Origin of the sequence: Nostoc sp. 'Peltigera membranacea cyanobiont' 210A, from assembly GCF_002246015.1 — a bacterium.
In the GTDB taxonomy this organism is placed as follows: Bacteria; Cyanobacteriota; Cyanobacteriia; order Cyanobacteriales; family Nostocaceae; genus Nostoc.
Genome location: NZ_NOLJ01000010.1, coordinates 176,898 through 201,848, shown reverse-complemented (window position 1 = coordinate 201,848; position 24,951 = coordinate 176,898). Strand labels below are relative to the sequence as shown.

At 41.0% G+C, this 24,951-nt stretch carries 30 protein-coding genes and 1 tRNA gene; 19 read left to right on the top strand and 12 right to left on the bottom strand.

Annotation, left to right across the window (positions count from 1 at the left end):
• Nucleotides 1-174: 174 nt before the first annotated feature.
• Entirely contained in the window at nucleotides 175-867 is a 693-nt protein-coding gene (locus CDG76_RS28635; protein ID WP_094352246.1) for a hypothetical protein, read from the top strand.
• A 416-nt stretch (nucleotides 868-1,283) separates the two neighbouring features.
• Here the strand turns inward: CDG76_RS28635 and CDG76_RS28630 are convergent, their stop codons facing one another.
• Both CDG76_RS28630 and CDG76_RS37775 read right to left on the bottom strand, forming a co-directional pair.
• A complete protein-coding gene (locus CDG76_RS28630; protein ID WP_094352245.1) occupies nucleotides 1,284-1,739 on the bottom strand; it encodes a nuclear transport factor 2 family protein in 456 nt (151 codons plus the stop codon).
• A gap of 257 nt (nucleotides 1,740-1,996) precedes the next feature.
• Nucleotides 1,997-2,173 carry a DUF262 domain-containing protein gene (locus tag CDG76_RS37775; protein ID WP_190241012.1) on the bottom strand — a complete coding sequence of 59 codons (177 nt, stop codon included), beginning with the start codon at nucleotides 2,171-2,173 and terminating at the stop codon, nucleotides 1,997-1,999.
• Between the two features lie 110 nt (nucleotides 2,174-2,283).
• Between CDG76_RS37775 and CDG76_RS37770 the strand changes: the two genes are divergently transcribed.
• The 3 genes from CDG76_RS37770 to CDG76_RS28615 all read left to right on the top strand — a co-directional run bounded on the left by CDG76_RS37770 (nucleotide 2,284) and on the right by CDG76_RS28615 (nucleotide 3,664).
• On the top strand, nucleotides 2,284-2,457 hold the full coding sequence (locus tag CDG76_RS37770) for a hypothetical protein (RefSeq protein ID WP_190241011.1): 174 nt from the start codon (nucleotides 2,284-2,286) through the stop codon (nucleotides 2,455-2,457).
• Nucleotides 2,408-2,995: a Uma2 family endonuclease gene (locus tag CDG76_RS28620; RefSeq protein ID WP_094352244.1), complete on the top strand. Its 588-nt coding sequence runs from the start codon at nucleotides 2,408-2,410 to the stop codon at nucleotides 2,993-2,995. The genes CDG76_RS37770 and CDG76_RS28620 overlap by 50 nt, the downstream gene beginning before the upstream one ends.
• 81 nt (nucleotides 2,996-3,076) lie before the next feature.
• Nucleotides 3,077-3,664, top strand: coding sequence for a Uma2 family endonuclease (locus CDG76_RS28615; protein ID WP_094352243.1), 588 nt, complete (start codon nucleotides 3,077-3,079; stop codon nucleotides 3,662-3,664).
• Nucleotides 3,665-3,666: 2 nt separating this feature from the next.
• Here CDG76_RS28615 and CDG76_RS28610 read toward each other — a convergent pair whose 3' ends face one another.
• From CDG76_RS28610 to CDG76_RS28600, 3 genes are all read right to left on the bottom strand, one after another.
• The gene (locus CDG76_RS28610) at nucleotides 3,667-5,601 is read right to left on the bottom strand and encodes a type I restriction enzyme HsdR N-terminal domain-containing protein (RefSeq protein WP_094352242.1); all 1,935 of its coding nucleotides are present in this window, start codon (nucleotides 5,599-5,601) and stop codon (nucleotides 3,667-3,669) included.
• A 339-nt stretch (nucleotides 5,602-5,940) separates the two neighbouring features.
• Complete coding sequence (locus CDG76_RS28605) at nucleotides 5,941-6,345, bottom strand: ExbD/TolR family protein (RefSeq protein WP_094352241.1); 405 nt, start codon at nucleotides 6,343-6,345, stop codon at nucleotides 5,941-5,943.
• Entirely contained in the window at nucleotides 6,329-6,982 is a 654-nt protein-coding gene (locus tag CDG76_RS28600) for a MotA/TolQ/ExbB proton channel family protein (protein ID WP_094352240.1), read from the bottom strand. Before CDG76_RS28600 ends, CDG76_RS28605 begins: the two co-directional genes overlap by 17 nt.
• 342 nt (nucleotides 6,983-7,324) lie before the next feature.
• On the opposite strand from CDG76_RS28600, the gene CDG76_RS28595 reads away from it, so the two are divergent.
• Entirely contained in the window at nucleotides 7,325-8,803 is a 1,479-nt protein-coding gene (locus CDG76_RS28595) for a TonB family protein (protein ID WP_094352239.1), read from the top strand.
• A gap of 190 nt (nucleotides 8,804-8,993) precedes the next feature.
• On the opposite strand, the gene CDG76_RS37765 is transcribed toward CDG76_RS28595, so the two are convergent.
• Nucleotides 8,994-9,143 carry a hypothetical protein gene (locus CDG76_RS37765; protein WP_190241010.1) on the bottom strand — a complete coding sequence of 50 codons (150 nt, stop codon included), beginning with the start codon at nucleotides 9,141-9,143 and terminating at the stop codon, nucleotides 8,994-8,996.
• Nucleotides 9,144-9,407: 264 nt separating this feature from the next.
• Between CDG76_RS37765 and CDG76_RS38685 the strand changes: the two genes are divergently transcribed.
• Complete coding sequence (locus tag CDG76_RS38685; RefSeq protein ID WP_094352238.1) at nucleotides 9,408-9,653, top strand: hypothetical protein; 246 nt, start codon at nucleotides 9,408-9,410, stop codon at nucleotides 9,651-9,653.
• 10 nt (nucleotides 9,654-9,663) lie between these two features.
• Nucleotides 9,664-10,704: a hypothetical protein gene (locus CDG76_RS28585; protein ID WP_094352237.1), complete on the top strand. Its 1,041-nt coding sequence runs from the start codon at nucleotides 9,664-9,666 to the stop codon at nucleotides 10,702-10,704.
• Between the two features lie 127 nt (nucleotides 10,705-10,831).
• Here the strand turns inward: CDG76_RS28585 and ilvA are convergent, their stop codons facing one another.
• Entirely contained in the window at nucleotides 10,832-12,343 is a 1,512-nt protein-coding gene (ilvA, locus tag CDG76_RS28580) for a threonine ammonia-lyase, biosynthetic (protein ID WP_094352236.1), read from the bottom strand.
• Between the two features lie 391 nt (nucleotides 12,344-12,734).
• Here ilvA and CDG76_RS28575 point away from each other — a divergent pair, with 391 nt between their 5' ends.
• From CDG76_RS28575 to CDG76_RS28565, 3 genes are all read left to right on the top strand, one after another.
• A complete protein-coding gene (locus CDG76_RS28575; RefSeq protein WP_094352235.1) occupies nucleotides 12,735-13,046 on the top strand; it encodes an RNA recognition motif domain-containing protein in 312 nt (103 codons plus the stop codon).
• Between the two features lie 290 nt (nucleotides 13,047-13,336).
• On the top strand, nucleotides 13,337-13,861 hold the full coding sequence (locus CDG76_RS28570) for a hypothetical protein (protein ID WP_094352234.1): 525 nt from the start codon (nucleotides 13,337-13,339) through the stop codon (nucleotides 13,859-13,861).
• Nucleotides 13,862-13,972: 111 nt separating this feature from the next.
• On the top strand, nucleotides 13,973-14,980 hold the full coding sequence (locus CDG76_RS28565; protein WP_094352233.1) for an aldo/keto reductase: 1,008 nt from the start codon (nucleotides 13,973-13,975) through the stop codon (nucleotides 14,978-14,980).
• A 73-nt stretch (nucleotides 14,981-15,053) separates the two neighbouring features.
• Here the strand turns inward: CDG76_RS28565 and CDG76_RS28560 are convergent, their stop codons facing one another.
• Nucleotides 15,054-15,449, bottom strand: a complete 396-nt coding sequence (locus tag CDG76_RS28560; RefSeq protein ID WP_094352232.1) for a hypothetical protein — start codon at nucleotides 15,447-15,449, stop codon at nucleotides 15,054-15,056.
• 537 nt (nucleotides 15,450-15,986) lie between these two features.
• Here CDG76_RS28560 and CDG76_RS28555 point away from each other — a divergent pair.
• Together CDG76_RS28555 and CDG76_RS28550 are read left to right on the top strand one after the other, a co-directional pair.
• The gene (locus CDG76_RS28555; protein ID WP_442946394.1) at nucleotides 15,987-16,382 is read left to right on the top strand and encodes a hypothetical protein; all 396 of its coding nucleotides are present in this window, start codon (nucleotides 15,987-15,989) and stop codon (nucleotides 16,380-16,382) included.
• 220 nt (nucleotides 16,383-16,602) lie between these two features.
• Nucleotides 16,603-19,275 (top strand): tetratricopeptide repeat protein, encoded by a 2,673-nt coding sequence (locus tag CDG76_RS28550; protein ID WP_094352230.1) that lies wholly within the window; start codon nucleotides 16,603-16,605, stop codon nucleotides 19,273-19,275.
• Nucleotides 19,276-19,306: 31 nt separating this feature from the next.
• On the opposite strand, the gene CDG76_RS37760 is transcribed toward CDG76_RS28550, so the two are convergent.
• Entirely contained in the window at nucleotides 19,307-19,468 is a 162-nt protein-coding gene (locus tag CDG76_RS37760; protein ID WP_190241009.1) for a hypothetical protein, read from the bottom strand.
• A 32-nt stretch (nucleotides 19,469-19,500) separates the two neighbouring features.
• Here CDG76_RS37760 and CDG76_RS28545 point away from each other — a divergent pair, with 32 nt between their 5' ends.
• From CDG76_RS28545 to CDG76_RS28530, 4 genes are all read left to right on the top strand, one after another.
• The gene (locus CDG76_RS28545; RefSeq protein ID WP_094352229.1) at nucleotides 19,501-19,755 is read left to right on the top strand and encodes a type II toxin-antitoxin system ParD family antitoxin; all 255 of its coding nucleotides are present in this window, start codon (nucleotides 19,501-19,503) and stop codon (nucleotides 19,753-19,755) included.
• Nucleotides 19,755-20,072: a type II toxin-antitoxin system RelE/ParE family toxin gene (locus CDG76_RS28540; RefSeq protein ID WP_094352228.1), complete on the top strand. Its 318-nt coding sequence runs from the start codon at nucleotides 19,755-19,757 to the stop codon at nucleotides 20,070-20,072. Before CDG76_RS28545 ends, CDG76_RS28540 begins: the two co-directional genes overlap by 1 nt.
• Before the next feature lie 152 nt (nucleotides 20,073-20,224).
• A complete protein-coding gene (locus tag CDG76_RS28535; RefSeq protein WP_094352227.1) occupies nucleotides 20,225-20,524 on the top strand; it encodes a hypothetical protein in 300 nt (99 codons plus the stop codon).
• Nucleotides 20,524-20,958, top strand: coding sequence for a type II toxin-antitoxin system VapC family toxin (locus CDG76_RS28530; protein ID WP_094352226.1), 435 nt, complete (start codon nucleotides 20,524-20,526; stop codon nucleotides 20,956-20,958). The genes CDG76_RS28535 and CDG76_RS28530 overlap by 1 nt, the downstream gene beginning before the upstream one ends.
• A 73-nt stretch (nucleotides 20,959-21,031) precedes the next feature.
• Here CDG76_RS28530 and CDG76_RS28525 read toward each other — a convergent pair whose 3' ends face one another.
• The gene (locus tag CDG76_RS28525) at nucleotides 21,032-21,778 is read right to left on the bottom strand and encodes a Uma2 family endonuclease (protein ID WP_094352225.1); all 747 of its coding nucleotides are present in this window, start codon (nucleotides 21,776-21,778) and stop codon (nucleotides 21,032-21,034) included.
• A gap of 64 nt (nucleotides 21,779-21,842) precedes the next feature.
• Entirely contained in the window at nucleotides 21,843-23,075 is a 1,233-nt protein-coding gene (locus CDG76_RS28520) for a tetratricopeptide repeat protein (protein ID WP_094352224.1), read from the bottom strand.
• A gap of 136 nt (nucleotides 23,076-23,211) precedes the next feature.
• Here CDG76_RS28520 and CDG76_RS39230 point away from each other — a divergent pair, with 136 nt between their 5' ends.
• From CDG76_RS39230 to CDG76_RS28510, 3 genes are all read left to right on the top strand, one after another.
• Nucleotides 23,212-23,337 carry a hypothetical protein gene (locus CDG76_RS39230; RefSeq protein WP_262984327.1) on the top strand — a complete coding sequence of 42 codons (126 nt, stop codon included), beginning with the start codon at nucleotides 23,212-23,214 and terminating at the stop codon, nucleotides 23,335-23,337.
• Between the two features lie 242 nt (nucleotides 23,338-23,579).
• Entirely contained in the window at nucleotides 23,580-24,170 is a 591-nt protein-coding gene (locus CDG76_RS28515; RefSeq protein ID WP_094352223.1) for a chromophore lyase CpcT/CpeT, read from the top strand.
• 180 nt (nucleotides 24,171-24,350) lie between these two features.
• A tRNA-Cys gene (locus CDG76_RS28510) sits at nucleotides 24,351-24,421 on the top strand.
• Nucleotides 24,422-24,531: 110 nt separating this feature from the next.
• Here the strand turns inward: CDG76_RS28510 and CDG76_RS28505 are convergent.
• Nucleotides 24,532-24,729, bottom strand: a complete 198-nt coding sequence (locus CDG76_RS28505) for a hypothetical protein (RefSeq protein WP_190241008.1) — start codon at nucleotides 24,727-24,729, stop codon at nucleotides 24,532-24,534.
• Between the last annotated feature and the right edge of the window lie 222 nt (nucleotides 24,730-24,951).

Genomic DNA, 24,951 nt, shown 5'->3' with positions numbered 1-24,951 from the left:
GTGCGGAGTTTATAATGTCTCAGAGTATACGAAGTCAGAATAAGTAGTATTGACTTCCAGAACCTTTCTTGCTCAAGAGCATCTCAACTATTCTTTACTTGTTTATATTTAAATAACAATATATCTTTGGATAGAGTAATAATTTATTCATCTACCAAGAGTAATAGATTATCAATGACTTTTTTCAATTCCTCTGAACCTCTCCTGCGTGACAAACAGCAAGAGCTAGATTTTCAAGATATTCAAGGTCTAGTCTGTCTCAACTACCAATTTGGAAATTTCACTCTCTTTTCAAAGTTTTATACTCGCGTCGATCAAGCATTTATTCTCTGGGGACTAATTTCATCTGGAATTTTCGTAACCGCTCAGTTTCTACCCATTAGCTGGAGTAGCCAAGCGATTTTGTGGTCAGTGCTTACCTTATTGGGTGCAGCTGGCATGGTAAGTTTAACTTGGTTTTGGGCAACTGTAGAACAGCTACGCTGGGTTGTTTATAGCTGGGCGATTTTAATCTTAATGGGTTTAATCTTGACCGATTTGAGCATTTTTTTGGGATGGGGAGAGGTGTTGATCCGTTTGTGTCCACTGTGGTTAGGATTAAGTGCCATCGGCTACCTTTGCACTGGGGTAGGAATGCGTTCGCGCACATTTATTTTGATGGGGTTTATTCATTTGCTAGGAATTTTAGTTTTACCGTACTGCGGTGTCATGCAGTTTCTCTCAACGGGGCTAATTATGACCGTTAGTTTACTGTTACTAGCAGAATTACAATGGGATATGCAATCTTCAAGTGATTACAACCAATTAACACCACAACAAAAGCAGTTTAACCAACTACAGTCCCAACGGCGTCAAATGACCAGCTAAAGTTATAAAGAATTAAAATCTTACTTTAGACAAGTTTGTATAAACAATATAGCTATATCTCTTGACTAGGTAGTGTTTATACTTGAGAGAGAGAGTTTTTCACCCAACTGTCAGCTATTCTAGTTTATGAAAACAGAGAGTACTGTATGGGTGTTATGCCGCTGTGGCCCAATATCAGACATCGAAGGAGAGCGATCGCAGATGTTTGAACAGTGTAAATCAATAAAAATCCTTGACGGTGTGGAGTTTTTATCGCTTCCTCCACTTTACTATCACTTAAGGAAGGTTAAATTCTTCATCAGAGCGGTCTGAGGTGGTAAACGTCTTGTGTTTTTTACGTTACAAGTTAGTTTTGATACTCGAATATCCTTGATTCAAAATAAATTAAGGCTATTGCAGTTTCACAGCTAATGTAACTATCTGTTAGTTGGCGTTTGTGTGTCAAAATATTCACGCCAACGACTAATTTGACTATCTTTAAAATCTACAACAATTACGTCATCAGCTTTATTACGACGACCTGTCGCTTTTTCTGTATCTTCGTAGTACCATTCTACTGCTGCCTGATTTTCTCCAATGATAATCCGCCGGATGTCTATTTTGACATCTGAATACTCTTGTTTAAAATTGGCAAGTCCTTCTCGAATTCTTTCTTGCCCCCGCCAGCATTGACCAGGCACGATTAGTTCCCCGTCAACTGTAAACAATTGTGCAAGGGCATCGACATCTTGAGCAACCCATGCATCTTTAGCTTTTTCTATTAATATCTGCATATTTTGTTGGTTCATAGACTGACTGGGAACTAAAGGTGTGCTAAAAGTTAAGCTAACAAATATAGTTCCTAACACTAGCCATTGAGATAACCAAAGCATCTAGATTTTTCTACCCTCTAAAGTATTAAGCTTATAGAGCATTAATAAAATTTAACCAGAAGTTCTTTGCATTGCGATCGCTTTTGCTAAAAACTAAGTTGTTAAAGGCAAAATATTTCTTAATATTGACCGCGAAATCTTTCAATTGTAGCTTTTTCTTAAACAGGAAATTCATTGCTTGCAAACTCAAACAAAGTAGATAATCTTTGTTTTCCATCAACTATGCTAACCTTAGATACTCCTTCAGGAGTAATTTCCTAATATATAAATATTGCAGGTGCAGGATAGCCATTAAGTACAGTATCAATAAAAAAATCTTTATAATCTTGATTCCAAACACTACGTCTTTGATAAGGTGGATCAAGTTCAAGAAGTTTTCTATTATAGAGATCCCAAAACCAAGAAATAGTTTGGAAGTTAATTGTCCTACTCATAAGATATCCTTAGCATATATAGAACTCCTCCCTGATTTCTGAATACAATATCTGAAAATTGACTTTTTGCCAATAATTATTTATGTAATCGTATCACTTATACTACACATGTGTGTGTTCGTACCTTACGTTTTGTTGCAAGTTGTGTAAAGTGCGATCGCACTCCATTATCTCCTGGCAGCGATCGCACCCCACACAGCACTACACTAGAAAGTAAGATGCTCAGAATAGCCTATGAACGCTACGACAACCAGTTTCCCTTCTACACTCAAATTGAAAATTGACTTGACTGATGAGCAATTTTTCCAAATGTGTCAGAAAAATAGTAATTATAGATTTGAGCGCACACCATCAGGGGAAATATTAATTATGCCACCTACAGGTAGTGACACTGGCAGACGTAATGTTAAGATCACCACTCAATTAGATATTTGGAACTCTGAGACTAATTTAGGCGAAGTTTTTGACTCTTCAACTGGCTTCACCCTACCTAATGGTGCAGAACGTTCTCCTGATGCTTCTTGGGTGAAGCTTGAGCGATGGAATGCTTTAACCCCAGAACAACAAGAAAAATTTGCCCCGATTTGTCCTGATTTTGTCGTAGAGTTGCGTTCTCGTACTGATTCCTTGAAAGAATTGCAAGAGAAAATGCAGGAGTATATCGAAAATGGCACTCAATTAGGCTGGTTAATTGACCGGAAAAACAAGCGAGTGGAAATTTATCGTCCAGGTAAAGATGTAGAAATATTAGACAATCCTGCTAGTTTATCTGGAGAAAATGTACTTCCTGGATTTGTATTAAATTTACAGCAGATTATGTAGCTTTCTTGATTAAGAAGCACTGAGAACGAAATAAAATTTACCACACCACTAAACCAGAAAGTAAGATGTCGTGATAAGTCTATGAACGCTACTACAGTTGCCTTACCTTCAATCCTCAAACTGAAAATCGACTTAAGTGATGATCAATTTTTCCAGATGTGTCAGAAAAACCGCGATTATCGATTTGAGCGCACAGCATCAGGGGAATTATTAATTATGCCACCTACAGGTAGTGATACTGGCAACCGTAACTTTGATATGGTTGTTGAATTAGGAATCTGGAATAAACAAACTAAATTAGGCAAAGGTTTTGACTCTTCAACTGGTTTCACCCTACCTAATGGTGCAGAACGTTCTCCTGATGTTTCTTGGGTGAAAATTGAGCGATGGAATGCTTTAACCCCAGAACAACAAGAAAAATTTGCCCCAATTTGTCCTGATTTTGTAGTAGAGTTGCGTTCTCGTACTGATTCCTTGAAAGAATTGCAAGAGAAAATGCAGGAGTATATCGAAAATGGCACTCAATTAGGCTGGTTAATTGATCGGAAAAATAAGCGAGTAGAAATTTATCGTCCAGGTAAAGATGTAGAAATATTAGACAATCCTGCTAGTTTATCTGGAGAAAATATACTTCCTGGATTTGCGTTGGATTTACAGCAAATTATGTAATTTTATTCATTAGGATAGATATAGCGCATTTCAAAACGACTTTGTTCCCAAAGTGGGATTAAAGCTTGTTTAGCAGCACTTAACTGAGCTTGTGAAAAAGATATTCTACCATTTTCTATAATCCAAATAAATATCCGAGTGATTAAATCTGCCTTGAAACTATTCTCGTATTCACTATTATTGATTTTTACTACTTGCCGATCTAAGCAATCTATAGCATATTTAAAAGTCAAGTTTTTCCAGTCTGTGGAATTGCTATAATTTTCTTCTGGCGTATTTTTCCACTCAACTCGCCGCAAATTTCCGAAAATATAGTCTATGCCTGTTATGGAAGAATCTGTGTTACGCACTAAATTTGTATAGGCTTGGTAATATGGTTTCAATAGCGAAGCTGCAATATTTTCCACATAAATATGTAGCCAAGATTGTATGTCACGAAGATAAGGTACTAAATCTCTAATATTATCAATTTCTTTAATCAGCGCACGTTCCCTTTTGTCATTTGTTATTTTTGCTAGCAATTCAGCTTCAGATAATTGAGAAGTTTCTGAATAGTAATTAATAACCTTAAGAATATATTTATCTAATAACCACTGTTTGGTATATCTAGCTGTCCAAGTTCCTCGTACTCCAATATCTTGCTGCCACAAGCCAAATTGAGCTACTTCAATAGATTGTAAATTGATATCATTTATTTCGTAGAGTATGTTAACTTGATTGCTAGGTAATAAAGATAAATCTCTGTCAAATTTGGGGAAGATAAATGTATGGTCGCGAATTCCTCGACTGACTCGAATTGATATATTTTCTCTATGAAATAGATGCCATTCTGACTTACCTTTATTATAATCAAATTCCTTAGCAAACTGCTGCATCAACTCCCATAACTCTTGTCTTACAGAAAATAGTATAAAACCGCGAACTTCTGAGAACTTTACAAATTTAAAATCCCATGTTTCTAGAGCATTCTCAAATTCAATTATTAAATTTTGATATTTCTGACAAATTTCATCAACACACAAACACAAGTCTGTTGCTTCTAATTTTGATAAAATGACTGTTATTTGACCTAAATTTACTGTAAAATTATCTTTATCTAGTGCTTTCAAAAAACTACGACAACCCCAATCTGGCTGGGTATGTAATCCTGTCATTAATTGACCTAAAATATCTTGATGATTTAAGTGAATTTTTAAACCTTTAAAAAGAATACTACTGAATTCTATTTGACAATTACCTTCTCCAAAAGCTTTGGGTAAATTACAGGCGATCGCTACTTTTGGTTTAACAACAACTAAGTGGTAGCCTTCTAGCGTTATAGAAGGCTCAAAATCACATTTTTCTAAAAAATACTGTAAATCTGGATTGCGTAAAATTAAGTTTTCTATTAAGTTAAATTTAGTATATGTCAAAATACTGGCTGTGTTTTTATCGATATTTTTAACTACATCAAAGTTGAGTTTGTTATAAAAATTTGAGGCAATATCGTTATTTTTTAAGCTATCTATGTTTAAATCAAATACTAATTCTTCTCGATTGTAATGTAGACGCTGAAAAACCTTGATTTCACATCCATTGGTGACAATAAAAAATAGTGTATTAAAATGATTACTATAAAATCTAGCTTGCTCAATAGCCTCAGTTAACTTAGTTTTTTGCGGTTCTATAGCTTCTACAAAAATCAGTGATGTATTTGTATTGTGTTTTTTAACATCATCTGTTGCAAAATAAATCTGAGCAATTTCTGGATTTTTGGCGTAGATTTCTGATTGATATGTTTTCAAAGAGCATTCACGATGACATCTCTCTGGATAGCAGAGATAGCGAAACATGGGCAAAATAAACTTTTCTTTTACATCATCTTCATTTTGTAAAACACGATGGTCAAAACCTTGTATCCATGTAATGAATTTTTTAATTGACTCTGGAATAGTCATCAGATAATCTACCTGCTTGTATAAATTTGCTATGCCTATTTTGTTCGTGTAATTAGCAATTTATCAAGTCAGTTTGGATTATGTCGTGATTGTAGATACTAGAATGGAACCATTCGGCTGAAATTTAACCTTGACAAAACCTACATTAATAAAAGTTACTGCCGTTAGAATTAAACATCTGGTGAAAATCAGGTAGGCAAAATTAATGAATTGTGTATAACAAGGATTTTGGCCAACGCATAATAAATTGCTGGGGATGTCTATTAGACAAGAAGGAGTTAGGAGTCAGAATATAGAATTTTCCTGACTCTCTGAACTTCTGATGCCCAATATATCTATTTATTCTCTTTGGGTAGCGATCGCTAATTTAGCTCCCGGAACCTGACGTACCCGATCCATCACCGCCACCACCCGACCATAATCAACTTTTTCATCAGCATTAATAATCACTAATACTTCTGGGTTAGAACCAACTAAGGTTCGCACTTGTGCTGTTAAATCATCAACTGCAATTGGTTTACGGTTCAGGCTTACCTGTTCTTTTTCATCTACCGTAATGGTAATTTTAGTGGGAACTTGCTGTTGTTTAGCGGTGGCAGCCTTCGGTAAATTTACTGGCAAACCTTCTGAACGCGTTAAAAACAGAGTTGACATAATGAAAAATGTCAAAATTGCAAAAATCACGTCAATCATCGGCACGATGTTGATCTGTAGCGGAAGTTCTGGTTCATCTGGTAGACGCATACGTTTTTTCTCCTCGTTCATAGCGACGGCGGTAAAGTAATTCTAGCTGTCCACCATACTCCTGAATTAGTGCAATTTGCCGTTGGTACAATCCCCGGAAGGTATTGGCAAACAAGAGTATGAATATAGCAACGATCAATCCTGATGCAGTTGATACCAGGGCTTCACTAATCCCAGCCGTAACATTTGTCGTTTTACTACCTCCCACATCACCAAGATTTAGGGAAGCAAAGGAGGCTATCAATCCTAATACTGTGCCGAGAAGACCTAACAGTGGGGCAAGACTAATGATTGTCTCGAAAAGGTTTTGGAAACGTTTGAGTACAGGTATCTCAGCTTGCGATTCACTTTCTAAGGCCAAACGGAATTCCTCTGGATTTGGCTCTTCTAATTCTAAAGCCGCCAGAAAAATCCGAGCGAGTGGCAAATCTGCGTTTTTCTGAAGTTTATCCATTGCACCGACAACATTATCAAGACGGTAGAGATTCAAAACATCTCGCACTACACGGCTTTGACGCTGATTGATTCTTACCCAAAACCTGATCCGCTCAACGATCAGTGCCACACCCAATACTGAAAACGCCAACAGGGGCCACATGACCACACCGCCTGCTGCAAACAAATTTTGAATTCCCATGTAGTGCCTCTATAACGTCATCCACAATACAAAATTAGACTACCAGAATCTAGAGAAAAGCTGAAACTTATTCTCAACAAAATATAAAATATAATGAGAATTTTTTCAAATGAAAGGCTCATGATTTTTATTTACTAGTTCGTTTGTTTTACATAAATTAATTTAATTTAATTGCAATAAAAATTAATTTTGTCCAAAAGCCATGATACTGGTGGTTCAAAAAGATGTTCGTGCTAGTTCGGGGTTCTGTAACGCGATCGCAAATAATTTGAATTGTTTACTTGATATTTGTAACCTTGCATTCTAAGATAGCTTAATTAGTGAGAATAGGTAGCAATAGCTATGAGCTTTTCCGGCATTACTGTCGAGCAACGTTCCAAAGAAGTTGAGGCTCTCAAGTCTTTTCTGACTTACAGTCTAATAGGTTCACTGGCGCTGCATATCGGCGTACTGTCTTCTGGCGTAAGTAATTATTTGACAAGAGTGCCCACAGGAGAAGAAGAACCTATAGAGGTCGCGATCGTGGATGCTCCGACTGCGGAACCAGAGAAACCAATTGCAGAGATTCCAGAAGAAATAAAAAAAGAACCAGAAGTTGTCCAAAAACAACCTATAGAAACTCCACCAGTAGAAAAATTTGAACAGATTACAGCAGTGCCTCAGAAGCCACAGCCGATAAATACGCCGCCAAAAGCAATTGCTATCAAGCCAGAAGTTGCTGTGAAATCTGCACCTATTCCACGATCGGTACCAGAAGTACCTGTGAAATCTGCACCCATTCCACAATCAGCTGCGTCTGAAGATTCCAAAGCAAGTTCAGCGGGTGGCGGTGGCGGTGGCGGGGGATCTGGTGTTGGTTTAGGCTCAGGTAGTGGTATTGCTGTAGGTACAAGTAGCGGTATTGGCACTGGTGGAGGTACTGGTAGTGGCACTGGCGGTGGGATTGGCAGTGGTACTGGCACTGGCACTGGTAGTGGCACTGGTAGCGGCATTGGTAGTGGCACTGGCAGTGGAATTGGTAGCGGCATTGGTAGTGGCACTGGCAGTGGTACTGGCAGTGGAATTGGTAGCGGAGTAGGAAACCGTCCGACAGTAGCAACAGCGCCAACACCTCCAAAAATTAACAGTTCAGGTAATGGTAATGGTCGTGCAGCTTGCCGTGAATGTAATGCCAAGTATCCAGAAGCCGCAAGACGGCGAGGAGTTGAAGGCAGAGTAGAAGTAGCTGTAGATACTGATGCAGAAGGCAATGTTACTAATGTGCGGATTGCTCGCTCTAGTGGAAACCGCGACTTGGATGAAGAAACCAAGAGACAAGCGCGTGAATGGAAATTAAAACCCGCAGAAGGTGGTAGACAAGGGGTATCTATAGCCACTGAATTTGCTCTACAAGGTTCACGGCGATATCGCCAAGTTCAAGAACGGAAAACCCAAAGACAAGCACAAGAGAGAGAGAGAACCCAACAGACAACGGCTGCTAACTCCACACAGGAAACTCCAAGACGTAGGCGCAGAGAGTTGACACCCGCATCAAGACCAGCAATATCTGGATTGAGTAGACGGTTGGAACCTCAAAGAGCAGAAAGTCCTGCGAGAAACTCATCATCTGAAGCTAGAACAACTCGTACTCAAGGAACTGCAAGAGAGTCCCTACGCCGCATCCGGCGCGAGCAAACGACTACCGATTCATCACAAAAGCCACAAGCAACCACAAATCGGCGGCGGCGAAGAGATAACGCTAGCCAGAATAAATTGCGGGACTCTTTGCGTCGTTTACGCCAACAACCTCAATCACAACCTGCTGCTCCCAGTCAGCAGTAGTCTGTCAAGTTGAAATTCATGGGTTAGTAATAAGTGCTTGAGCGCTTAACAAAGGACTAAAGTTCTGACTACGAACTTATTGACCCCGTGAAGTTGACTTGACATACTACTAGTAGAGGGATCAAACTTATTGGAATCATACTTCGATTAACAACGATCGCCGCCTCCTGTTTTAGGAGGCGGTTGTTTTTTAGACAGAAATGGCTCCATTAAGCATTACCCATTTAGCATGAGGAAGAGGGGCTAGGAGTGCGGTAATTTTATGATGGGCTATTAGAGACACTGGCGATCGCTTGATTTGCCAATCAATCAATAGTAGTGGAAGTAAATCATCCTGCACTTTCTCCTACCAACTTTTATGAGCGGGGCAATGTAAATCGCCTACGCTTAAAGAATGGTAGTAGTGTTTGCTCATCACCAATTATATGCTGGGAGAATAGTCAAAGGCTAACTCTCAAGTTGCTCATCTGCACTTTATGTCTAGATGTCAAATTCACTGATTTGAATAAAACTTCTACATAAACACACACTGATGCGGTTTGATTTGCTTGAATAGCTATATTGATAGGACATTGATAACGTCGGCAATTCACAATTCCTGATTATGGCAAGTAAATTCATTGATGTTAGGGAATATACTGTCAGGGCGCACAAAAGACAGATTCATACTCGTGTTTTCCAGTTTGTCTGTAAAGAGTGTAACGATCTGACAAAACGCGAGACTTTCGGCCCTCGACCTTTATATTGTGAGAGATGTCGCCCTCCCCAAGCGCCTAAGAAATCCCAGCCAGCATCTCACAAGGCAAAACCCAGAGCAATGTCTTATAAAAGTGACATCGATTTAAATTGATTAAAGCCCTATGACTCAAAATGGACAATTAGAACCGCCTCCGGGAACCTTTCTCTCACCACTGTTGGAATTACGAGACTATTATGCTCGCCTGACAGAAGAGTACGAACGCCTCTTTGTGCAGGCGCGATCGCAGCTGGATCATGTAGAAGCGTTGTTGTCTAACTGGTCTTTTTCTGATACCAACAAGCAGATATCAAGATTAACGGCAACTGATGAAACCTCAAATCTTTCTGGGGAAAGTTCTCTGCGGTTTTTATCACCCCTTGATGACATCAGCGAAATCAACTTGGTGGAATCTTTAGAGTCGGTACAAAAAGACTCAGAGCGATTTGAGATAAATAATTCTTTTTCTGCTGCTGTTGATACAAAAGAGAGTCAATCTCAAACGACATCAACAGATCCAAAGATCGCCCTAGAGAACAACGATAGTTCAACGAAGGTAGTGGAAATTCCGATGCTACCTCAGTATCAGCACACTATCTCGCGAATGGAAGCCATAAAACAGCTATTGCAAGAACAGATAGGTACTGTTTGTCATATCGATTTTATCGTGCGATCGCTTTATGGAGAGTTAGATTCCAATCTATTCAAAGTAGTTAAAGGTAGAGTGCAATCTTCCCTCACCCAAGGCAGAGAAAGGAATTACTGGGTAACTATTCCCGATGAGCCAGGTTGTTATACTCTGGATTTAAGTTTGGTAGCCCCAAGTAATCGTAATGGTGCTTCTAGAAATATCAAGAACAAAAACAAGAAGCCTTTCGTTCCCCCGACAAAAACAGTACCGATGCTCAAAGCCTTTGAGGGTCAATTCTTAATTGACGCCCTCACTTCTCTGTTGGAAGAAAATCCAGGTAAAGTTTTCAGCGTTGCTGAAGTCATCGCCGGAATTTATGGAGAACTAGATTCTCAGCAAACTAGAGAGATCAAAAATAAAGTGCTGAATGAACTATCTAGAGGCTATCGCACAGGTAGATTCGCTAGGGTTCCTAATCAAATCGGCTTCTATACTTGGGACTCAAATCTGATATTGAAGGGGAGTTCTCGTTAAATTGGCATGGGGAAGAGGCAGAGGGGCAGGGAGCAGGGAGCAGAGGGGAAAGAGGTAATTATTATTATTCTCCCCCTCCCTGCCCCTCTGCNCTGCCCCCCTGCCCCCCTGCTTCTTCTCCACTCCCCTATCCCAAAAACAGCTTGTACGCCGGATTCTTATTCTCATCCCAATAGCGATAGCCCAGGCGATCGAGAAAGGCTTGCCAATCTTCCATCTCGTGGGGGGGAACCTGGATACCAACAACGATTCGTCCGTAGTCTGCGCCATTGTTGCGGTAGTGAAAAAGACTAATATTCCAGTCGGGACTCATGGAAGTAACAAACTTCATCAATGCGCCGGGACGTTCGGGAAACTCAAAACGGTAGAGTAATTCATTGTTAGCTAGCGGAGAGTGTCCACCCACCATGTGCCGCAGATGTAGTTTAGTTAGTTCGTCGTCCGTTAAATCAAGGGTTTCAAATCCATGAGCTTCAAAGGTTTCTACCATCTTGACAGCATCAGCACGATTTTGAATTTGCACGCCGACAAAAATATGGGCTGTTTTTTCATCGGCAATACGATAATTAAACTCCGTCAGATTACGGTTGCCAATACATTCACAAAACTGGCGAATACTTCCCCGTTGCTCTGGAATTGTGACTGCAAAGATTGCTTCGCGGCGTTCGCCGAACTCTGCGCGTTCTGCTACAAAGCGGAGGCGATCGAAATTCATGTTTGCACCACAGGCGACAGCAATTAAGGTTTGTCCCTCGATTTGTTCTCGTTCGGCGTAGGCTTTGGCAGCTGCGATCGCTAATGCACCGGCTGGTTCTAAAATGGATCGCGTATCTTCAAACACATCTTTAATTGCAGCGCAAGTATCGTCTGTATCCACCAAAATAATTTCATCTACATACTGCTGACATAAACGGAAGGTTTCTTCACCTACTTCCCGCACCGCTACGCCATCAGCAAATAACCCCACTTGGGACAAGCGCACCCGATGTCCGGCTTTGAGTGATTGAGACATGGCATCAGCATCTACTGGTTCAACACCAATAATCTTGATTTCGGGACGCAACCGTTTCACATAAGCCCCAATCCCAGAAATTAATCCGCCCCCTCCAATTGCCACAAAAATTGCATGGATGGGTTGCTGATGTTGCCGTAAAATTTCCATCCCGATTGTTCCCTGTCCAGCAATTACATGGGGATCGTCAAAGGGATGAATAAAAGTCAATCCTTTTTCTACTTCTAATTCACGGGCATAGCTATAAGCATCATCATAAGTGTTTCCATGTAACACCACTGCTCCGCCCCTCATTCTCACCGCATCCACCTTGACTTGGGGTGTGGTTACTGGCATGACGATAATCGCTTTAGTTCCCAAGCGATTGGCTGCCAGAGCGACTCCCTGAGCATGGTTCCCCGCAGACGCGGCAATTACACCCTGCGCCAATATATCTGGCGGCAGTTGCACCATCTTGTTATAAGCACCCCGCAGTTTAAAGGAAAATACTGACTGCATATCCTCACGTTTCAACAGGAGTTGATTATTCAGCCGCGCAGACAAATTTGGAGCATACTCCAGTGGTGTTTCCTGGGCAACATCATATACACGGGCAGTCAGAATTTGGATGAGGTAGTCGCAAAACATGGGCGTCAAGGTGTTAGCAAATGCTGGATGGAAATTAATTTTACGTTACAAGCGATCGCACTGGTTTTATTGGTTTGTTCTCTCTCGAAATTTTGATTGAACAAAATCTAAAAATTACCAATTAATATTCTTTGAAGATAAATAAGTTCAGTTATGGAAACTTTTTGATCGCTGCAAATTTCATGCGATCGCTGGTAGGTTGATTTTAAACAAGTTTTGCCAACTATTTGAGTATATTAAGTATACTGCTGCTTAAGAACATAACTTCTCAATTTATGTTAAAGTATGCGTGGAAGATGAAATTCGGCTGTACAGTTTGTTTTTATGTATACTTGTATTACAGACCTCTCCGGATCTAAATCTCTACATCCCCTGATTCTGGAGACATTCTATGTCAATTTACGTCGGCAATCTATCTTATGAGGTTAAAGAAGATGACCTCCGCCAAGTCTTTGCAGAATATGGAACTGTAAAAAACGTTCAATTGCCTATCGACCGAGAAACAGGTCGGATGAGAGGTTTCGGCTTTGTGGAATTGGAATCAGACGAACAAGAACAAGCAGCGATTGATGCCCTTGATAATGCTGAATGGATGGGTCGAAGCTTAAAAGTTAATAAAGCCAAGCCCAAGACAGATGGCGGGTCCTCTGGTGGTAGACGAGGAGGCTATGGTGGCGGTGGCGGTGGTGGTGGCCGCTATTAAGGTCTAAAACCAAAAATTTAACTCTCAGGTCTTAAGGGCAGACAAGGAGTCTGCCTTTTTTGCGTTTTGGGACTTGTATTTTGACTCAGCACTCAGCACGGGCTAAACCTTAGCTATCCGCTAACAGCACTCAGCACTTTCAAGTCAGAGAGCAGGTGGTCACTGAGCGTAGTCGTTGGCGCAGCCTCTCGTAGAGAAGTGATGCAGGAGGTTTTAGGAAATAATTCTTATGAAGCCATGCGTTAGGGTAGCTTACCGCAGGTATCGTTTTTGTAATAAGTGTAGCAACCATGAACCCAGAAGCTAAACATATCGTTAACGAACTAAGGCATAAGTTTTACACTAACTTTGCTGCTGCGATGAGTATGCCAGTACTTATAACTGGTACATCTTATAGTAGTAATTCACCGATCGCATCTTGGATGGATCGTAGGCAGAGACTAAACTATATAAATGTATACGCTTATACAGCACCCGATGAATTTGTCCCATTCCGCCCATTCATTCTGCGAGTGGCTATTAACAAGAGTGCTGGTAGAGTCACAGTAACCAGAAAAGGACAAGTCTGCCGAGGTCTGAATTTGTTGTGGGATTTCGAGTTAACTGTATTACCAAAAGAAATCTTAGACTTTCTTCCCTGGATAGTTAACTTAGTTGAGGCCCATGATAAAGGTTCGCCCTTGTTGCTAGAATCACCACCCCATTCATTTGAATTAAACGTGTCAGAGGTGGGGTTATTTAATAACGCCTGGACTGAAAAAGCTTGGCTCTTGGCAAATCCGACCATGTTCCCTAATAGTAGCCTGTCAAGTTGAAATTAATGAATCAAGACTACAGGGTGGTTATAACTATCTCAAATTTTCACGAATGATTTTGGACTGCTATATATGCCTGATAATTAATAAGGCAATCTACAAATAGCAAAGATGCAGACTCTCCAAAAACTCTCTCTCCCAAGCATGGGCTGCGGCACTTGGGCCTGGGGCAACCAACTGCTTTGGGGATATGACGAAAGTATGGATGAGCAGTTGCAGGCCGTCTTTAACCTTTGTGTCAGCAACGGTGTAACTTTATTTGATACAGGCGATTCTTACGGAACGGGGAGATTGAATGGCCGGAGTGAGTTACTTCTAGGACGATTCAACCGAGAATATCTAGGTTCAGGCAAAGAAAATATTTGTATTGCAACTAAGCTTGCTGCTTACCCGTGGAGATGGACACGTCAATCAATGGTAAGGGCTTGTCAATCATCTGCCCAACGCCTGGGAAAAAATGTCGATTTGGTACAGATGCATTGGTCAACAGCAAACTATGCTCCTTGGCAAGAGGAAGGACTTTTAGATGGTCTTGCCGATTTGTATGAGCAAAGACTGGTCAAGGGAGTGGGATTATCCAATTATGGGCCGAAACGGCTGATGCGAGTGCAGAAAAAATTCGCCGAACGAGGCGTTCCGATTACAACTCTGCAAGTTCAATACTCTCTGTTGTCTACATATCCTGTCACCCAACTCAAGCTCAAAGACCTTTGTGATGAGTTAGACATTAAATTGATTGCCTACAGCCCTCTCGCTTTGGGACTATTGACAGGAAAATACTCTGAGCAAGGCCCTTTGCCTAAAGGCATTCGAGGTCTGTTATTTAAGCAAATATTATCAGGAATGCGTAGAGGCGAAGCGGCTTCTGCTGGCAAATCTCTTTTGGAATGTTTGCGAGAGGTGGCACAGTTCAGAAACAAAACTATGTCACAGGTAGCAATTAATTGGTGCATCTGTAAAGGAACTATTCCCATCCCTGGAGCAAAGAGCGTCGAACAAGCGAGAGAGAATCTTGGGGCGTTGGGTTGGCAATTAGACGCTGGTGAGATTGCAGAGTTAGATAAGGCGGCGGCAAATTCAGACAAAAAAATGGTACAAAATATCTTTCAAACTAAGTAAAATTTTAACGTTGCTGAATTTAGTTGAAAAGTGCTGTAAGACGAAGACTTTTGTAATAACTTGAGTAATGAGACTATACGGTTTGGGTGTTATTAGTAGATACTTGTTCTGTACCAGTTTTTAAACGGCTAACTAAGCTTCTGCGGACGCGATCGCTTTTGCGAACACCACCCGCCATCTCATATTCATGGCTGTCTTTGCCGTACTTAAAGGCAACTCCCAAGAGCATTTTTTCTGTCAAGTCGCTCAAAGTTGTTTCCAACTCTTTCATCTCATTTTTGTAAGAGTCAATCACAGCCAGAGTAGTATTATAAGCTTCTATTTTGCTACGGTACTGCTGAATTATTTGTGTGATATTTTGCAAGCTGCGAGCATCGCCAAAATCCATACTCGGATCAATTGCTTTAAGTCCATACATTCTCAATTCAGCTTTTTCTAGAGCGCGATATGTACGCTTTTGACGAGGCATAATTATGTTCTTTTTATTGTGTTCTAGAACTAGCTTGCCTTACTAAAGCTTAATTTTGGTTGAGTAAAATCCACAAATTTGGTGTTTAATGTAACTATAGCTTAAGTAATATCCACTAAGATTATGATGTTTGTAACGAAAATCGTAGTGGTGGTAACTAAACTCGTAACATTGTAACGAAAATTATGATGTTTGTAACAAAAATCGTAGCGGTGGTAACTAAACTCGTTATTTTAGTAACAAACTCGTAATATTGTAACGAAAATAATCATGTTTGTAACAAAAATCGTAGTGTTAGTAACTAAACTGATGATTTTAGTAACTTAAAGCGCGATGTTAGTGGCGATGTTAGTAACGGCAACTGGTTTCAATTCCAAAAAGCCTAGATATCACACGCAATTAGTTGAGAAAGTAATGCTGAACTATGCAAAATCCGTAACGCTGAGTAAAATCTGGGTTTTTTAACTTAGCTGCGGAATTTAGAACAAAAGCGGTGTGTTAATAAGTAAATAGGATACACATAGTCAAGGCAGCATTATGATACTTGAAACTGCGGCGATCGCAATCGGTTCTGTAATAGCCACTAAAGCCTTAGAAAAAACAACCGAAAAGGTAACAGAAACTTTATTGGATAAGACTGGTAAGTTTCTCATCACCCTCAAAAAACAGTCTCCCCATACTGTAGCTGCGATCGAGAAAGCACCAGAACAACCACTTGATTATGGCAAGGCTGTACTAGAGGTGCAATCGGCTGCTAAAGCTAATCCTGAAGTAGCTCAAGCTATGCAGGAATTGGCAGCAGCAGCTAAAGCAGAACCAAATTCTAAATTGGCTGAAATTCTGGCTATGCCTAACCTGGAAAAATTAGCAGATAAGATTGGTCAGGTAGTAATGCCAGGTGGGACAGGAAATATTGAAAATATGTCTTTTTAAATTATCAGCAAAAGTTATTAGTTATCGTGTGACCTAACCCCCAACCCCTTCCCTACAAGGGAAGGGGAGTAAGATTTAACTCAATACAGTTCAGATAAGACCAAAACACTTGTAGAGACGGCGATTTATCGCGTCTCGAAAACCCACAATATCGCGTCTCAAAAACCCACAATTTTGTACAATTAGCCCTTAACTAAACCGTATTGAGATTTAACTATGTATGCCTGAAGACTCCGGGAAGTTTGCCGAAAAAATTGGTGCTTTTGCTTCCCCTGGCGCTCAAGTTAACATTGGCACTCAAATTATTGAGGGGCAAAAACAGTTAACTCCCACAAAATCTATCCCTTATCGCGGTTCCGTTAATTTCGTCGGGCGAGAAACAGAACTGACAACGCTACATGAAGACTTGCAGCGCAAAGACTATGTAGCAATAGCCGGAATGGGTGGCGTGGGCAAAACTGAATTAGCTACCCAATACGCCAGACGATATGAACAAGATTATGGGGGAATTGCCTGGTTTAACGACAGAGAAACTAATCTCGCCGCCGAAGTTTTAGAGTTTTTCCGGTTGCAGTTTGGTTTGGAGATTCCCCAAGAATTAGGAGGCAGACTTTTAAGCCTTAAAGAACAAGTCGCCTGGTGTTGGTCTAAATATCCCGACTCTCCCTTGCCGATTTTAATCGTCTTCGATGATGTAACTGATTTAGACAACCTCCGCGAAGTCGTTCCCAACGATAATCGCTTCCGAGTCTTAATTACTACTCGACTGCGGCATTTAGACCCAAATTTTATTCAAGAGATTCCTTTAGATGTTCTCTCGCCCCAAAAAGAACCAGGCAAAGCCTTAGAACTGTTAAAACGACTGTTGGGGGAAAAAGATAAGCGAGTCGAAAACCAACCACAAAGCGCAACAAATATATGTGAATGTCTGGAATATTTGCCTTTGGGGATAGAGTTAGTTGGAGGTTATTTGGTACGCGACCCGGAAATATCCTTAGATATCATGTTTAGGCGATTGCAAGAACGTAAATTAGCAGAAGCAGCTTTACAAGACCGGGAAACTCTCAACTCAACTCAACTGGGAGTCAAAGCCGCCTTTGCTTTAACTTGGTCAGAACTCGACCCACTGGCGCAACAACTAGGAAGATTTTTGAGTTTATTTTCTCCTGCGCTGATTCTTTGGAATTTGGTTATTTGGGTGGCGACAGGTGGAGGGGAAGCAGAAAATCAGGAAGAAAGACAGCTAACTTGGTCAGAAGATGAATTAAACGCAGCTAAAAAGCAACTCTACGGGCGCAACTTACTGCAACTGGTAGAAGAAAGAGAAGGATATTATAAAATTCATGCCTTAGTGCGGTGGTTTTTGCAAGAGGAGTTAGCTGAGGCTGGCGAAACCAAATCAGTTTTAGAAACAACCTTTGCCAATGCGATGATAGCTAAAGCCCAAATCCTTCCTGATTCACCTACTTCTAAAGATATTGAATTCCTCAAAGATGTTATTCTTCATCTTGAAGATATAGGAAAACGTTTAATTGCAGAGATAAAGGAAGCCACAGAAGCACAGACATTTTTCACAGCATCAGTGCCCAACGATCAAGTACTGTGGATATTTGTGGGAATAGGAAGATTTTATAATGGACAAGGATTATATAAATTAGCAGAACCTTGGTTTGAAGATTGCGTAAATGTTTGCAAAGCTCTGTTTGCTGGCGACCATCCCAATGTGGCTACTAGCTTGAACAATTTAGCTTTACTCTACTCTAGCCTTGGACGGTACAGCGATGCCAAACCACTTTACAGTGATGCTTTGGCAATGAGAAAGCGCCTGTTTGCTGGCGACCATCCCCATTTAGCTAATAGCTTGAACGATTTAGCTTTCCTGTACGAGAGCCTTGGACGGTACAGCGATGCCAAACCACTCTACATTGATGCTTTGGCAATGACAAAGCGCTTGTTTGCTGGCGACCATCAAGATGTGGCTAGTAGCTTGAACAATTTAGCTTTACTCTTCTCTAAGCTTGGGCAGTACAGCGATGCCAAACCACTTTACAGTGATGCTTTGGCAATGAGAAAGCGCTTGTTTGCTGGCGACCATCCCCATGTAGCTACTAGCTTGAACAATTTAGCTTTACTCTACGAGAGCCTTGGGCAGTACAGCGATGCCGAACCACTCTACAGTGATGCTTTGGCAATGAGAAAGCGCCTGTTTGCTGGCGACCATCCCCATGTAGCTAATAGCTTGAACAATTTAGCTGGACTCTACGATAGCCTTGAACGGTACAGCGATGCTGAACCACTCTACATTGATGCTTTGGCAATGACAAAGCGCCTGTTTGCTGGCGACCATCCAGATGTGGCTACTAGCTTCAATAATTTAGCAGGACTCTACTCTAATCTTAGACGGTACAGCGATGCCAAACCACTTTACATTGATGCTTTGGCAATGACAAAGCGCCTGTTTACTGGCGATCATCCCAATGTGGCTACTAGCTTGAACAATTTAGCTTTACTCTACAAAAGCCTTGGGCGGTACAGCGATGCCGAACCACTCTACAGTGATGCTTTAGAAATGAGAAAGCGCCTGTTTGCTGGCGATCATCCCAATGTGGTTACTAGCTTGAACAATTTAGCAGGACTCTACGACAGCCTTGGGCGATACAGGGATGCCAAACCACTCTTGAGTGATGCTTTGGCAATGTGTCAACGAGTTCTAGGAGTTAATCATCCCAATACAGCGACAATTCGAGAAAATCTAGCAAACCTGCAACGCCAGTCTACTCCCCGTGCTATCTGGAAACTTTGGTTAGGTCAGTTTGTGCAAACGTTAAAGGCGATATTAATTTTACCGTTTTCTCTGTTGTGGCGATTGGCTAAAAAATTAATTCGTAATTAAAAGAGTGAGTCTAGGCGATAGAGTTTGCAATCTAGTAGTTTTGAGCGATCGTCGTTCGCGTAGCGTCTCGTAGAGAAGACGTTGCCGTTCGCGGTAGCGTCTCTGAAAGAGAAGGCATCGCTATTTTCTCATCAACCAAGGTGCGATCGCTAAACGTTTCCGCAAAGACAACGCCTAACAATCTTGATAACATGGAAAAAATAGTTTAACCTCGCTGCCAAGGTTATGAGTAACATTAATATTTCCTTGCCTGAGTCGATGAAAGCCTTTATTGAAGAACAAGTAGCTGAAGGTGGCTACGGTTCAGTTAGCGAATATCTACAAAAATTGATCGCTCAAGACCAAAAACGCAAGATGCAAGAACATATAGAAGAACTTTTAATTGCAGGACTTGAAAGTGGAGAAACAATAGAAGTTAATGATGAATGGTGGCAGCAAAAACGCACACATTTGCTCAACCAGATCCACCAAGAGAAATAATGACAAAGCGGATAGTCATTACACCCAAAGCCAGTTTAGATATTGATGAGTATTTTGCTTACATTGCCCAAGAAAACCCCGACACGGCTCTTTTATTTTTTGACTCTATAAGAGAAACTTTTGCACAGTTAGCAAGAATGCCTGGAATGGGTAGCCCTTATCCCCTAGATAATCTTCGTTTACAAGGTTTACGTAAATGGGCTGTTAAAGGATTTAAAAAATATCTAATTTTTTACTTTGAGCGAGATGAAAGCATTGAAGTTGTGCGGATTCTCTATGCAGGGCAAGATATAGAAAAGATTTTAGAACAGCAATAATATTGATTAGCGATCGCTTGTATGATTATTTTGGTGGAGCGATGTCTACGACGGGCTGCGCCTACGCTTTTCTCTCATCAACACAAATGCGTAAGCGTAGCCCGTCGTAGACATCGCCTTTTACAATTGGAGTATTAATTGTATTTACGTCTATGAACTTTCCTCCCCAAATCCAACAAAAGATTGAAAAATGGGCAAGCAGTCAGGGAATTTCGGCTGAACAGTTTGTTTTGCAAGCTATTGCAGAAAAAATTGACACGCTGAGTCAACAAGTTACTGAAGAACATACTCAACAAAACTCTGAGATGACCAATGTACTGCCTCTTAACCAACCAAATATTTATCGAAAAGAAGGGATTTTAGTTGTAGAGGCAGAATTACCAGAAACCTTTGATGTTAATGTTTTTATAGATGAGTTGAGAGAAGAACGCATTCAGGATCAAATAACTTAATGAAAGTCTTGTTTGATACTTCTGTCTTAGTTCCTGCATTCATTGTCAATCACCCGCAACATTCTGTTTGCTTTTCCAAGATTAAAGCTGCAAAATCTGGGCAAATCCAAGGGTTTATCTCAACTCACAGTTTAGCTGAAACATATTCTGTCATCACACGCTTACCTATTCAGCCGCGTATTAGTCCCCAACAAGCTGAGATGATTATTGTAGATATGTCACAGTATTTAGAGGGAGTTCCACTGCTTTTCAATGACTATCAGGCTGCAATCGCTCAAATGGCAACCTTAAATCTTCCAGGTGGCGGTATTTTTGATGCTTTAATTGCTCAAGCTGCTTTAAAAGCAGAGGTAGACACTCTGTTAACCCTGAATCCAAATCACTTTACTCGTTTGGGAAATGCAATCGCTCACATTGTACAAGTCCCTGATTAAATGCGTAGACGCTTCTTTGGCTTGTCGTCAGGCGCTTTTCTCTCATCAACACAAATGCTATATCTTCTGAGTTCTACGTTTCTATCTCAGATACATTCAAACCTGTTAACCTAGCTACCTGTTCTACTGTCATCCCAGACTCAAGTAAGTTGCGTGCAGTTTGTAATAACTGCGATTCTGCCTTGTCTGCCCTTTGGCGTTCCTTTTCTTCAGGAGTTGGCAGCAATTCTCCTGTCAAATTTGCCCAGCGTAACCAAGTAGCATCAATACCTTTATAACTTCCCTGCCACAACTGCAATGCTAACCCTAAAGATTGACTGACTAACTGATTTTGAGCATTGAATGCAATAGGTTGATAAGCTCCTTTCTCATTAGAAAAACCAGCCCAATCATTAGGGTTAAAAGGGTCAAACCAGAAATATTCTGGCACACGCATTTGATTTTGATAAATTAGCTTTTTCTGATTTTTGTCTGCTTGGGCTGTGCTGTCAGAAAGCAACTCAATGACTACATCTGGTGCTTTCTCCTCTTCCCAAACCACCCAACTGCGACGTTCTCCTTTCGGGACTCCCAACACAGCAAAAAAGTCTGGCCCTTTAAAGTCTTTGTTTCGCACTTGGGCCAGACTGTAGTAAACAAACATATTACCGCCGATAAACCCATCCTCTCGTTCTTCCAACCAAGGTATCAAAGCATCTATCAGCAAATCCATCTGGGCTTTGTGTCGTGGGCTTTCCATTGGGATACCGTCATCGTATGGTAATTCTGCTTGGGTAGGTGGAAGTTGAATATCTGGTGTAGCTAGGGTAGTTTCTGACATAGCTTTTCACCTTGTGGTTAGGCGTGACGGGTATTTTTATGTTAAGCGATCGCAGAAATTTCAGTTAGTTTGCTTTCGATAGTTTGGCAATTTGCCCAGTAAAGTATGCTTCTTGATGTTTGAGTTGTTGCGCCAGTTTTAACCCTTGTTGAAAAGCTGTTAATGCTTGAGGAAATTCTTTGCGTTCTAGATACAATTGCCCAATTTGGTCATAAGCTTGCATCATTCCGTAAAAATTGGCGGCTTGCGCCTGTATCTGCACCAGAATTTCGCTAGCCTGCAAAGCCTCCTGTGTTTGTCCTTGGGAACGATACAGCGCAATTAACTTCTGCAAAGCATCACCAGCCCGAACGTACTCCTTTAATTGCCAAGCAGTGGTATAAGCTTCTTGATAATTATTAAAAGCTTCTAGCAGTAAGTTAGGATCTTTCTTAGCTAGAGATTCGTAATCTGAAGCGATCGCTAGCTTTAATTCTGGTATTTCCGTAAGCTTATTTTCATTGAGATAAATTTCTGCTAGTTTGTTAAGTACATTCAATGACTGCTGTGGTTGGCTTGTCTGCTCGTAAATATAAGCCAGTTGTTGCAGATATGTTACCTCGTTTACACGATCGCCAAGAGATGTAGCGAAACTCAACAATTCCTCGTAGATTGGCGCAGCTTTGCGATAATCAAACCAACTCAAATGCAGTTCTCCAAGTGTTTTGAGGGTTTCTAATACCGCTACTTGATCTTTTTGTTGTCGCACTAGTAGCAAAACTTGGTTGTAAGCTTCTATAGCCAGTTTAGACGATCGCACATTTTTATAAGCTTCACCTAGCGATCGCCACAATTCTAAATCAATTGGGGCAGTTTTTTGCTGAGATTGCGCCTGTTTTTGAATCGTTTGCAATCTTTCCGTAATATATTGTACTTCTTGTCCGTCGTTTAGCTTCCAAGCGATCGCGCCAACTCGTGATAATGCTTGCACCTCTGCTAATGAACCTAAAAAGCGCCGCAAACGCAGTTCTCGGTTCCAAATTTCAAACGCCGCAATCTGTTCGCCTGCTTGCAGTTTCGCCGCAGCTTCTTGATTTAACGCATCTAACGCTGGTTCTAACTTTTGCCGTTCTTGGGGAGTTAACGGCTGTTTATCCTTGGGCGATCGCGGTGACAGTGGATCGGGTGTGGTAATCTCTAGAGGGCTAGGAGGAAATTGATCGGGTTCGGGTGGTTTCGGCGGTTTACTCTTTGCCAGCGTTAAAGAATTGCTAAAGAGTATAGTGGCAGTAGCGATCGCAATTAAGTGCCTGAGCATGAGTACTTTACTTTGCCTTGAGTGATTTGCATGAGATAATTGCTAATTATCCCCATGCCTATTATTGACTAACTATTCTCCAGCTTTTCTCCAGCTTGACAAGAAAAGCCTGCCTGACCTGGATTTCTCACTTCTTGTGAGAAATCCAAGGGGTGTGGGAGGTGTGGGAGGATGGGGAAGAAGCCTTACCCCCCACACTCCCCACACTCCCCACACTCCTCTTCCCCTGAAGCCTACACTATGCGTGAGAAATCCAGGCTGAGAGCTATGTGGCTTCAGGATACAGTAAGTGAAGATTTTGCCAAAATAAATGCCTAACGAGTTCTAGTTGTTAAGTACAAGATGTCAGCAGTTTAACTTGTACTGAAGCAGTTTAATTTTCTCCAGTCAAAGCAGCCATCGTAGATATAATTTAAAAATTGCGATCGCAACCAGGATTTTTGAGTCAGGGGAGTGTCAAAATAATCCTAGATCATATTTAAGCAACTAGTCGATCGTTTTGTAATGACTCATTCAACTGATATCGCCACCTTAGCCCGCTGGATGGCAGCTGACTTTAGCAATCAAGAACAAGCTTTTGAAAATCCGCCTTTTTATGCCCATATCCGTGTGTGTATCCGTCCCCTTCCCTTAGAATTGTTCTCAGGGGTAAGTTTATTTCTCGAACAAGCTTATGATTTTATGCTTAATCAACCCTACCGGATGCGGGTAATGAAGTTGATTCCGGCAGAAAACCACATTGCTATTGAACACTACACCGTTAAAGAAGAACAAAAATTTTACGGTGCATCTCGTGAACCCGAACGCCTCAAAGAGTTGTCTGTTGACCAACTGGAAAAAATGTCAGGCTGCAACATGATTGTAGAGTGGACAGGTAAGAGCTTCAAAGGCAGAGTTGAACCTGGTAAAGGCTGCATAGTGGTTCGTGACGGCAAAAATACTTATCTGGATAACGAATTTGAGATTGACGCTCAAGAATTTTTCAGCCTCGACAGGGGAAGGGATTTAGACACCGATGAACGTCTGTGGGGTTCTATCGCCGGCCCATTTCACTTTCTCCGTTGGGGTAGTTTTGCCAATGAAGTCAAGGTGTAACAAGTGAGGAATCAAAACTTATAACTTAGCGATCGCTTAAAAACTACCAGAAACATCCAGTTAACCCACTATCTCTACCTCAGAATCCTATGCTATCATGGTTAAACTAGCGTCCTATGACTACAAAATGCCTACTAAGACATCTTAGGAACATTAAAGTAGTTCAAGGAATCTTGCTGTGGCGGCATAGCCAAGTGGTAAGGCAGAGGTCTGCAAAACCTCCACCCCCGGTTCAAATCCGGGTGCCGCCTTCAGAATACTCTATACTCTGCTAACTGCCTTTTGTATTGTTAGTTAACTACTTGTTTCCAGAAAATAGAGGCGATCGCCTTTTGTGTAGAAATTGGATTTTTACTACGGACTAAGCACCTGGATCGAGATTGTGAAAAAAAGCAATCCTGAGAGCCAATCGGCACTGTAGTGCAGTCGATGCTACTGGAGTTACCATGTGCCAGGAATTATCTGAGCGCACAATCACAGCCGAAAACTGGCCCAGTGGTGCAATATCTTGAAAGACAGATTCTGGTTTTTCGTCAAAACTGTATGGAACTGATTGCATTGTTGTACGATCAATGGCATCTAAATTTAGCATTCTCAATCTTCTTTGGATTATGTTTGTAATTTACACTATCCGTATGATTGCTAAATTCAAGCTTGATATTATAAGTCAATAGCTTCCAATTTCAGCATTTAACGAATTTTGGCGACTGAGGTATATATTCTTTCTTAACAAAGTTATTTTGTTACCAACTATTTGGGACAACAGTAGTAATTATTACAA

Excerpts from the sequence above, each read along its gene's own strand:
- CDG76_RS28635 (WP_094352246.1), top strand. The coding sequence starts at position 175 with ATGACTTTTTTCAATTCCTCTGAACCTCTCCTGCGTGACAAACAGCAA.
- CDG76_RS28630 (WP_094352245.1), bottom strand. The coding sequence starts at position 1,739 with ATGCTTTGGTTATCTCAATGGCTAGTGTTAGGAACTATATTTGTTAGC.
- CDG76_RS37775 (WP_190241012.1), bottom strand. The coding sequence starts at position 2,173 with ATGAGTAGGACAATTAACTTCCAAACTATTTCTTGGTTTTGGGATCTC.
- CDG76_RS28620 (WP_094352244.1), top strand. The coding sequence starts at position 2,408 with ATGAACGCTACGACAACCAGTTTCCCTTCTACACTCAAATTGAAAATT.
- CDG76_RS28615 (WP_094352243.1), top strand. The coding sequence starts at position 3,077 with ATGAACGCTACTACAGTTGCCTTACCTTCAATCCTCAAACTGAAAATC.
- CDG76_RS28610 (WP_094352242.1), bottom strand. The coding sequence starts at position 5,601 with ATGACTATTCCAGAGTCAATTAAAAAATTCATTACATGGATACAAGGT.
- CDG76_RS28605 (WP_094352241.1), bottom strand. The coding sequence starts at position 6,345 with ATGCGTCTACCAGATGAACCAGAACTTCCGCTACAGATCAACATCGTG.
- CDG76_RS28600 (WP_094352240.1), bottom strand. The coding sequence starts at position 6,982 with ATGGGAATTCAAAATTTGTTTGCAGCAGGCGGTGTGGTCATGTGGCCC.
- CDG76_RS28595 (WP_094352239.1), top strand. The coding sequence starts at position 7,325 with ATGAGCTTTTCCGGCATTACTGTCGAGCAACGTTCCAAAGAAGTTGAG.
- CDG76_RS38685 (WP_094352238.1), top strand. The coding sequence starts at position 9,408 with ATGGCAAGTAAATTCATTGATGTTAGGGAATATACTGTCAGGGCGCAC.
- CDG76_RS28585 (WP_094352237.1), top strand. The coding sequence starts at position 9,664 with ATGACTCAAAATGGACAATTAGAACCGCCTCCGGGAACCTTTCTCTCA.
- ilvA (WP_094352236.1), bottom strand. The coding sequence starts at position 12,343 with ATGTTTTGCGACTACCTCATCCAAATTCTGACTGCCCGTGTATATGAT.
- CDG76_RS28575 (WP_094352235.1), top strand. The coding sequence starts at position 12,735 with ATGTCAATTTACGTCGGCAATCTATCTTATGAGGTTAAAGAAGATGAC.
- CDG76_RS28570 (WP_094352234.1), top strand. The coding sequence starts at position 13,337 with ATGAACCCAGAAGCTAAACATATCGTTAACGAACTAAGGCATAAGTTT.
- CDG76_RS28565 (WP_094352233.1), top strand. The coding sequence starts at position 13,973 with ATGCAGACTCTCCAAAAACTCTCTCTCCCAAGCATGGGCTGCGGCACT.
- CDG76_RS28560 (WP_094352232.1), bottom strand. The coding sequence starts at position 15,449 with ATGCCTCGTCAAAAGCGTACATATCGCGCTCTAGAAAAAGCTGAATTG.
- CDG76_RS28555 (WP_442946394.1), top strand. The coding sequence starts at position 15,987 with ATGATACTTGAAACTGCGGCGATCGCAATCGGTTCTGTAATAGCCACT.
- CDG76_RS28550 (WP_094352230.1), top strand. The coding sequence starts at position 16,603 with ATGCCTGAAGACTCCGGGAAGTTTGCCGAAAAAATTGGTGCTTTTGCT.
- CDG76_RS37760 (WP_190241009.1), bottom strand. The coding sequence starts at position 19,468 with ATGTTATCAAGATTGTTAGGCGTTGTCTTTGCGGAAACGTTTAGCGAT.
- CDG76_RS28545 (WP_094352229.1), top strand. The coding sequence starts at position 19,501 with ATGAGTAACATTAATATTTCCTTGCCTGAGTCGATGAAAGCCTTTATT.
- CDG76_RS28540 (WP_094352228.1), top strand. The coding sequence starts at position 19,755 with ATGACAAAGCGGATAGTCATTACACCCAAAGCCAGTTTAGATATTGAT.
- CDG76_RS28535 (WP_094352227.1), top strand. The coding sequence starts at position 20,225 with ATGAACTTTCCTCCCCAAATCCAACAAAAGATTGAAAAATGGGCAAGC.
- CDG76_RS28530 (WP_094352226.1), top strand. The coding sequence starts at position 20,524 with ATGAAAGTCTTGTTTGATACTTCTGTCTTAGTTCCTGCATTCATTGTC.
- CDG76_RS28525 (WP_094352225.1), bottom strand. The coding sequence starts at position 21,778 with ATGTCAGAAACTACCCTAGCTACACCAGATATTCAACTTCCACCTACC.
- CDG76_RS28520 (WP_094352224.1), bottom strand. The coding sequence starts at position 23,075 with ATGCTCAGGCACTTAATTGCGATCGCTACTGCCACTATACTCTTTAGC.
- CDG76_RS28515 (WP_094352223.1), top strand. The coding sequence starts at position 23,580 with ATGACTCATTCAACTGATATCGCCACCTTAGCCCGCTGGATGGCAGCT.
- CDG76_RS28505 (WP_190241008.1), bottom strand. The coding sequence starts at position 24,729 with ATGCAATCAGTTCCATACAGTTTTGACGAAAAACCAGAATCTGTCTTT.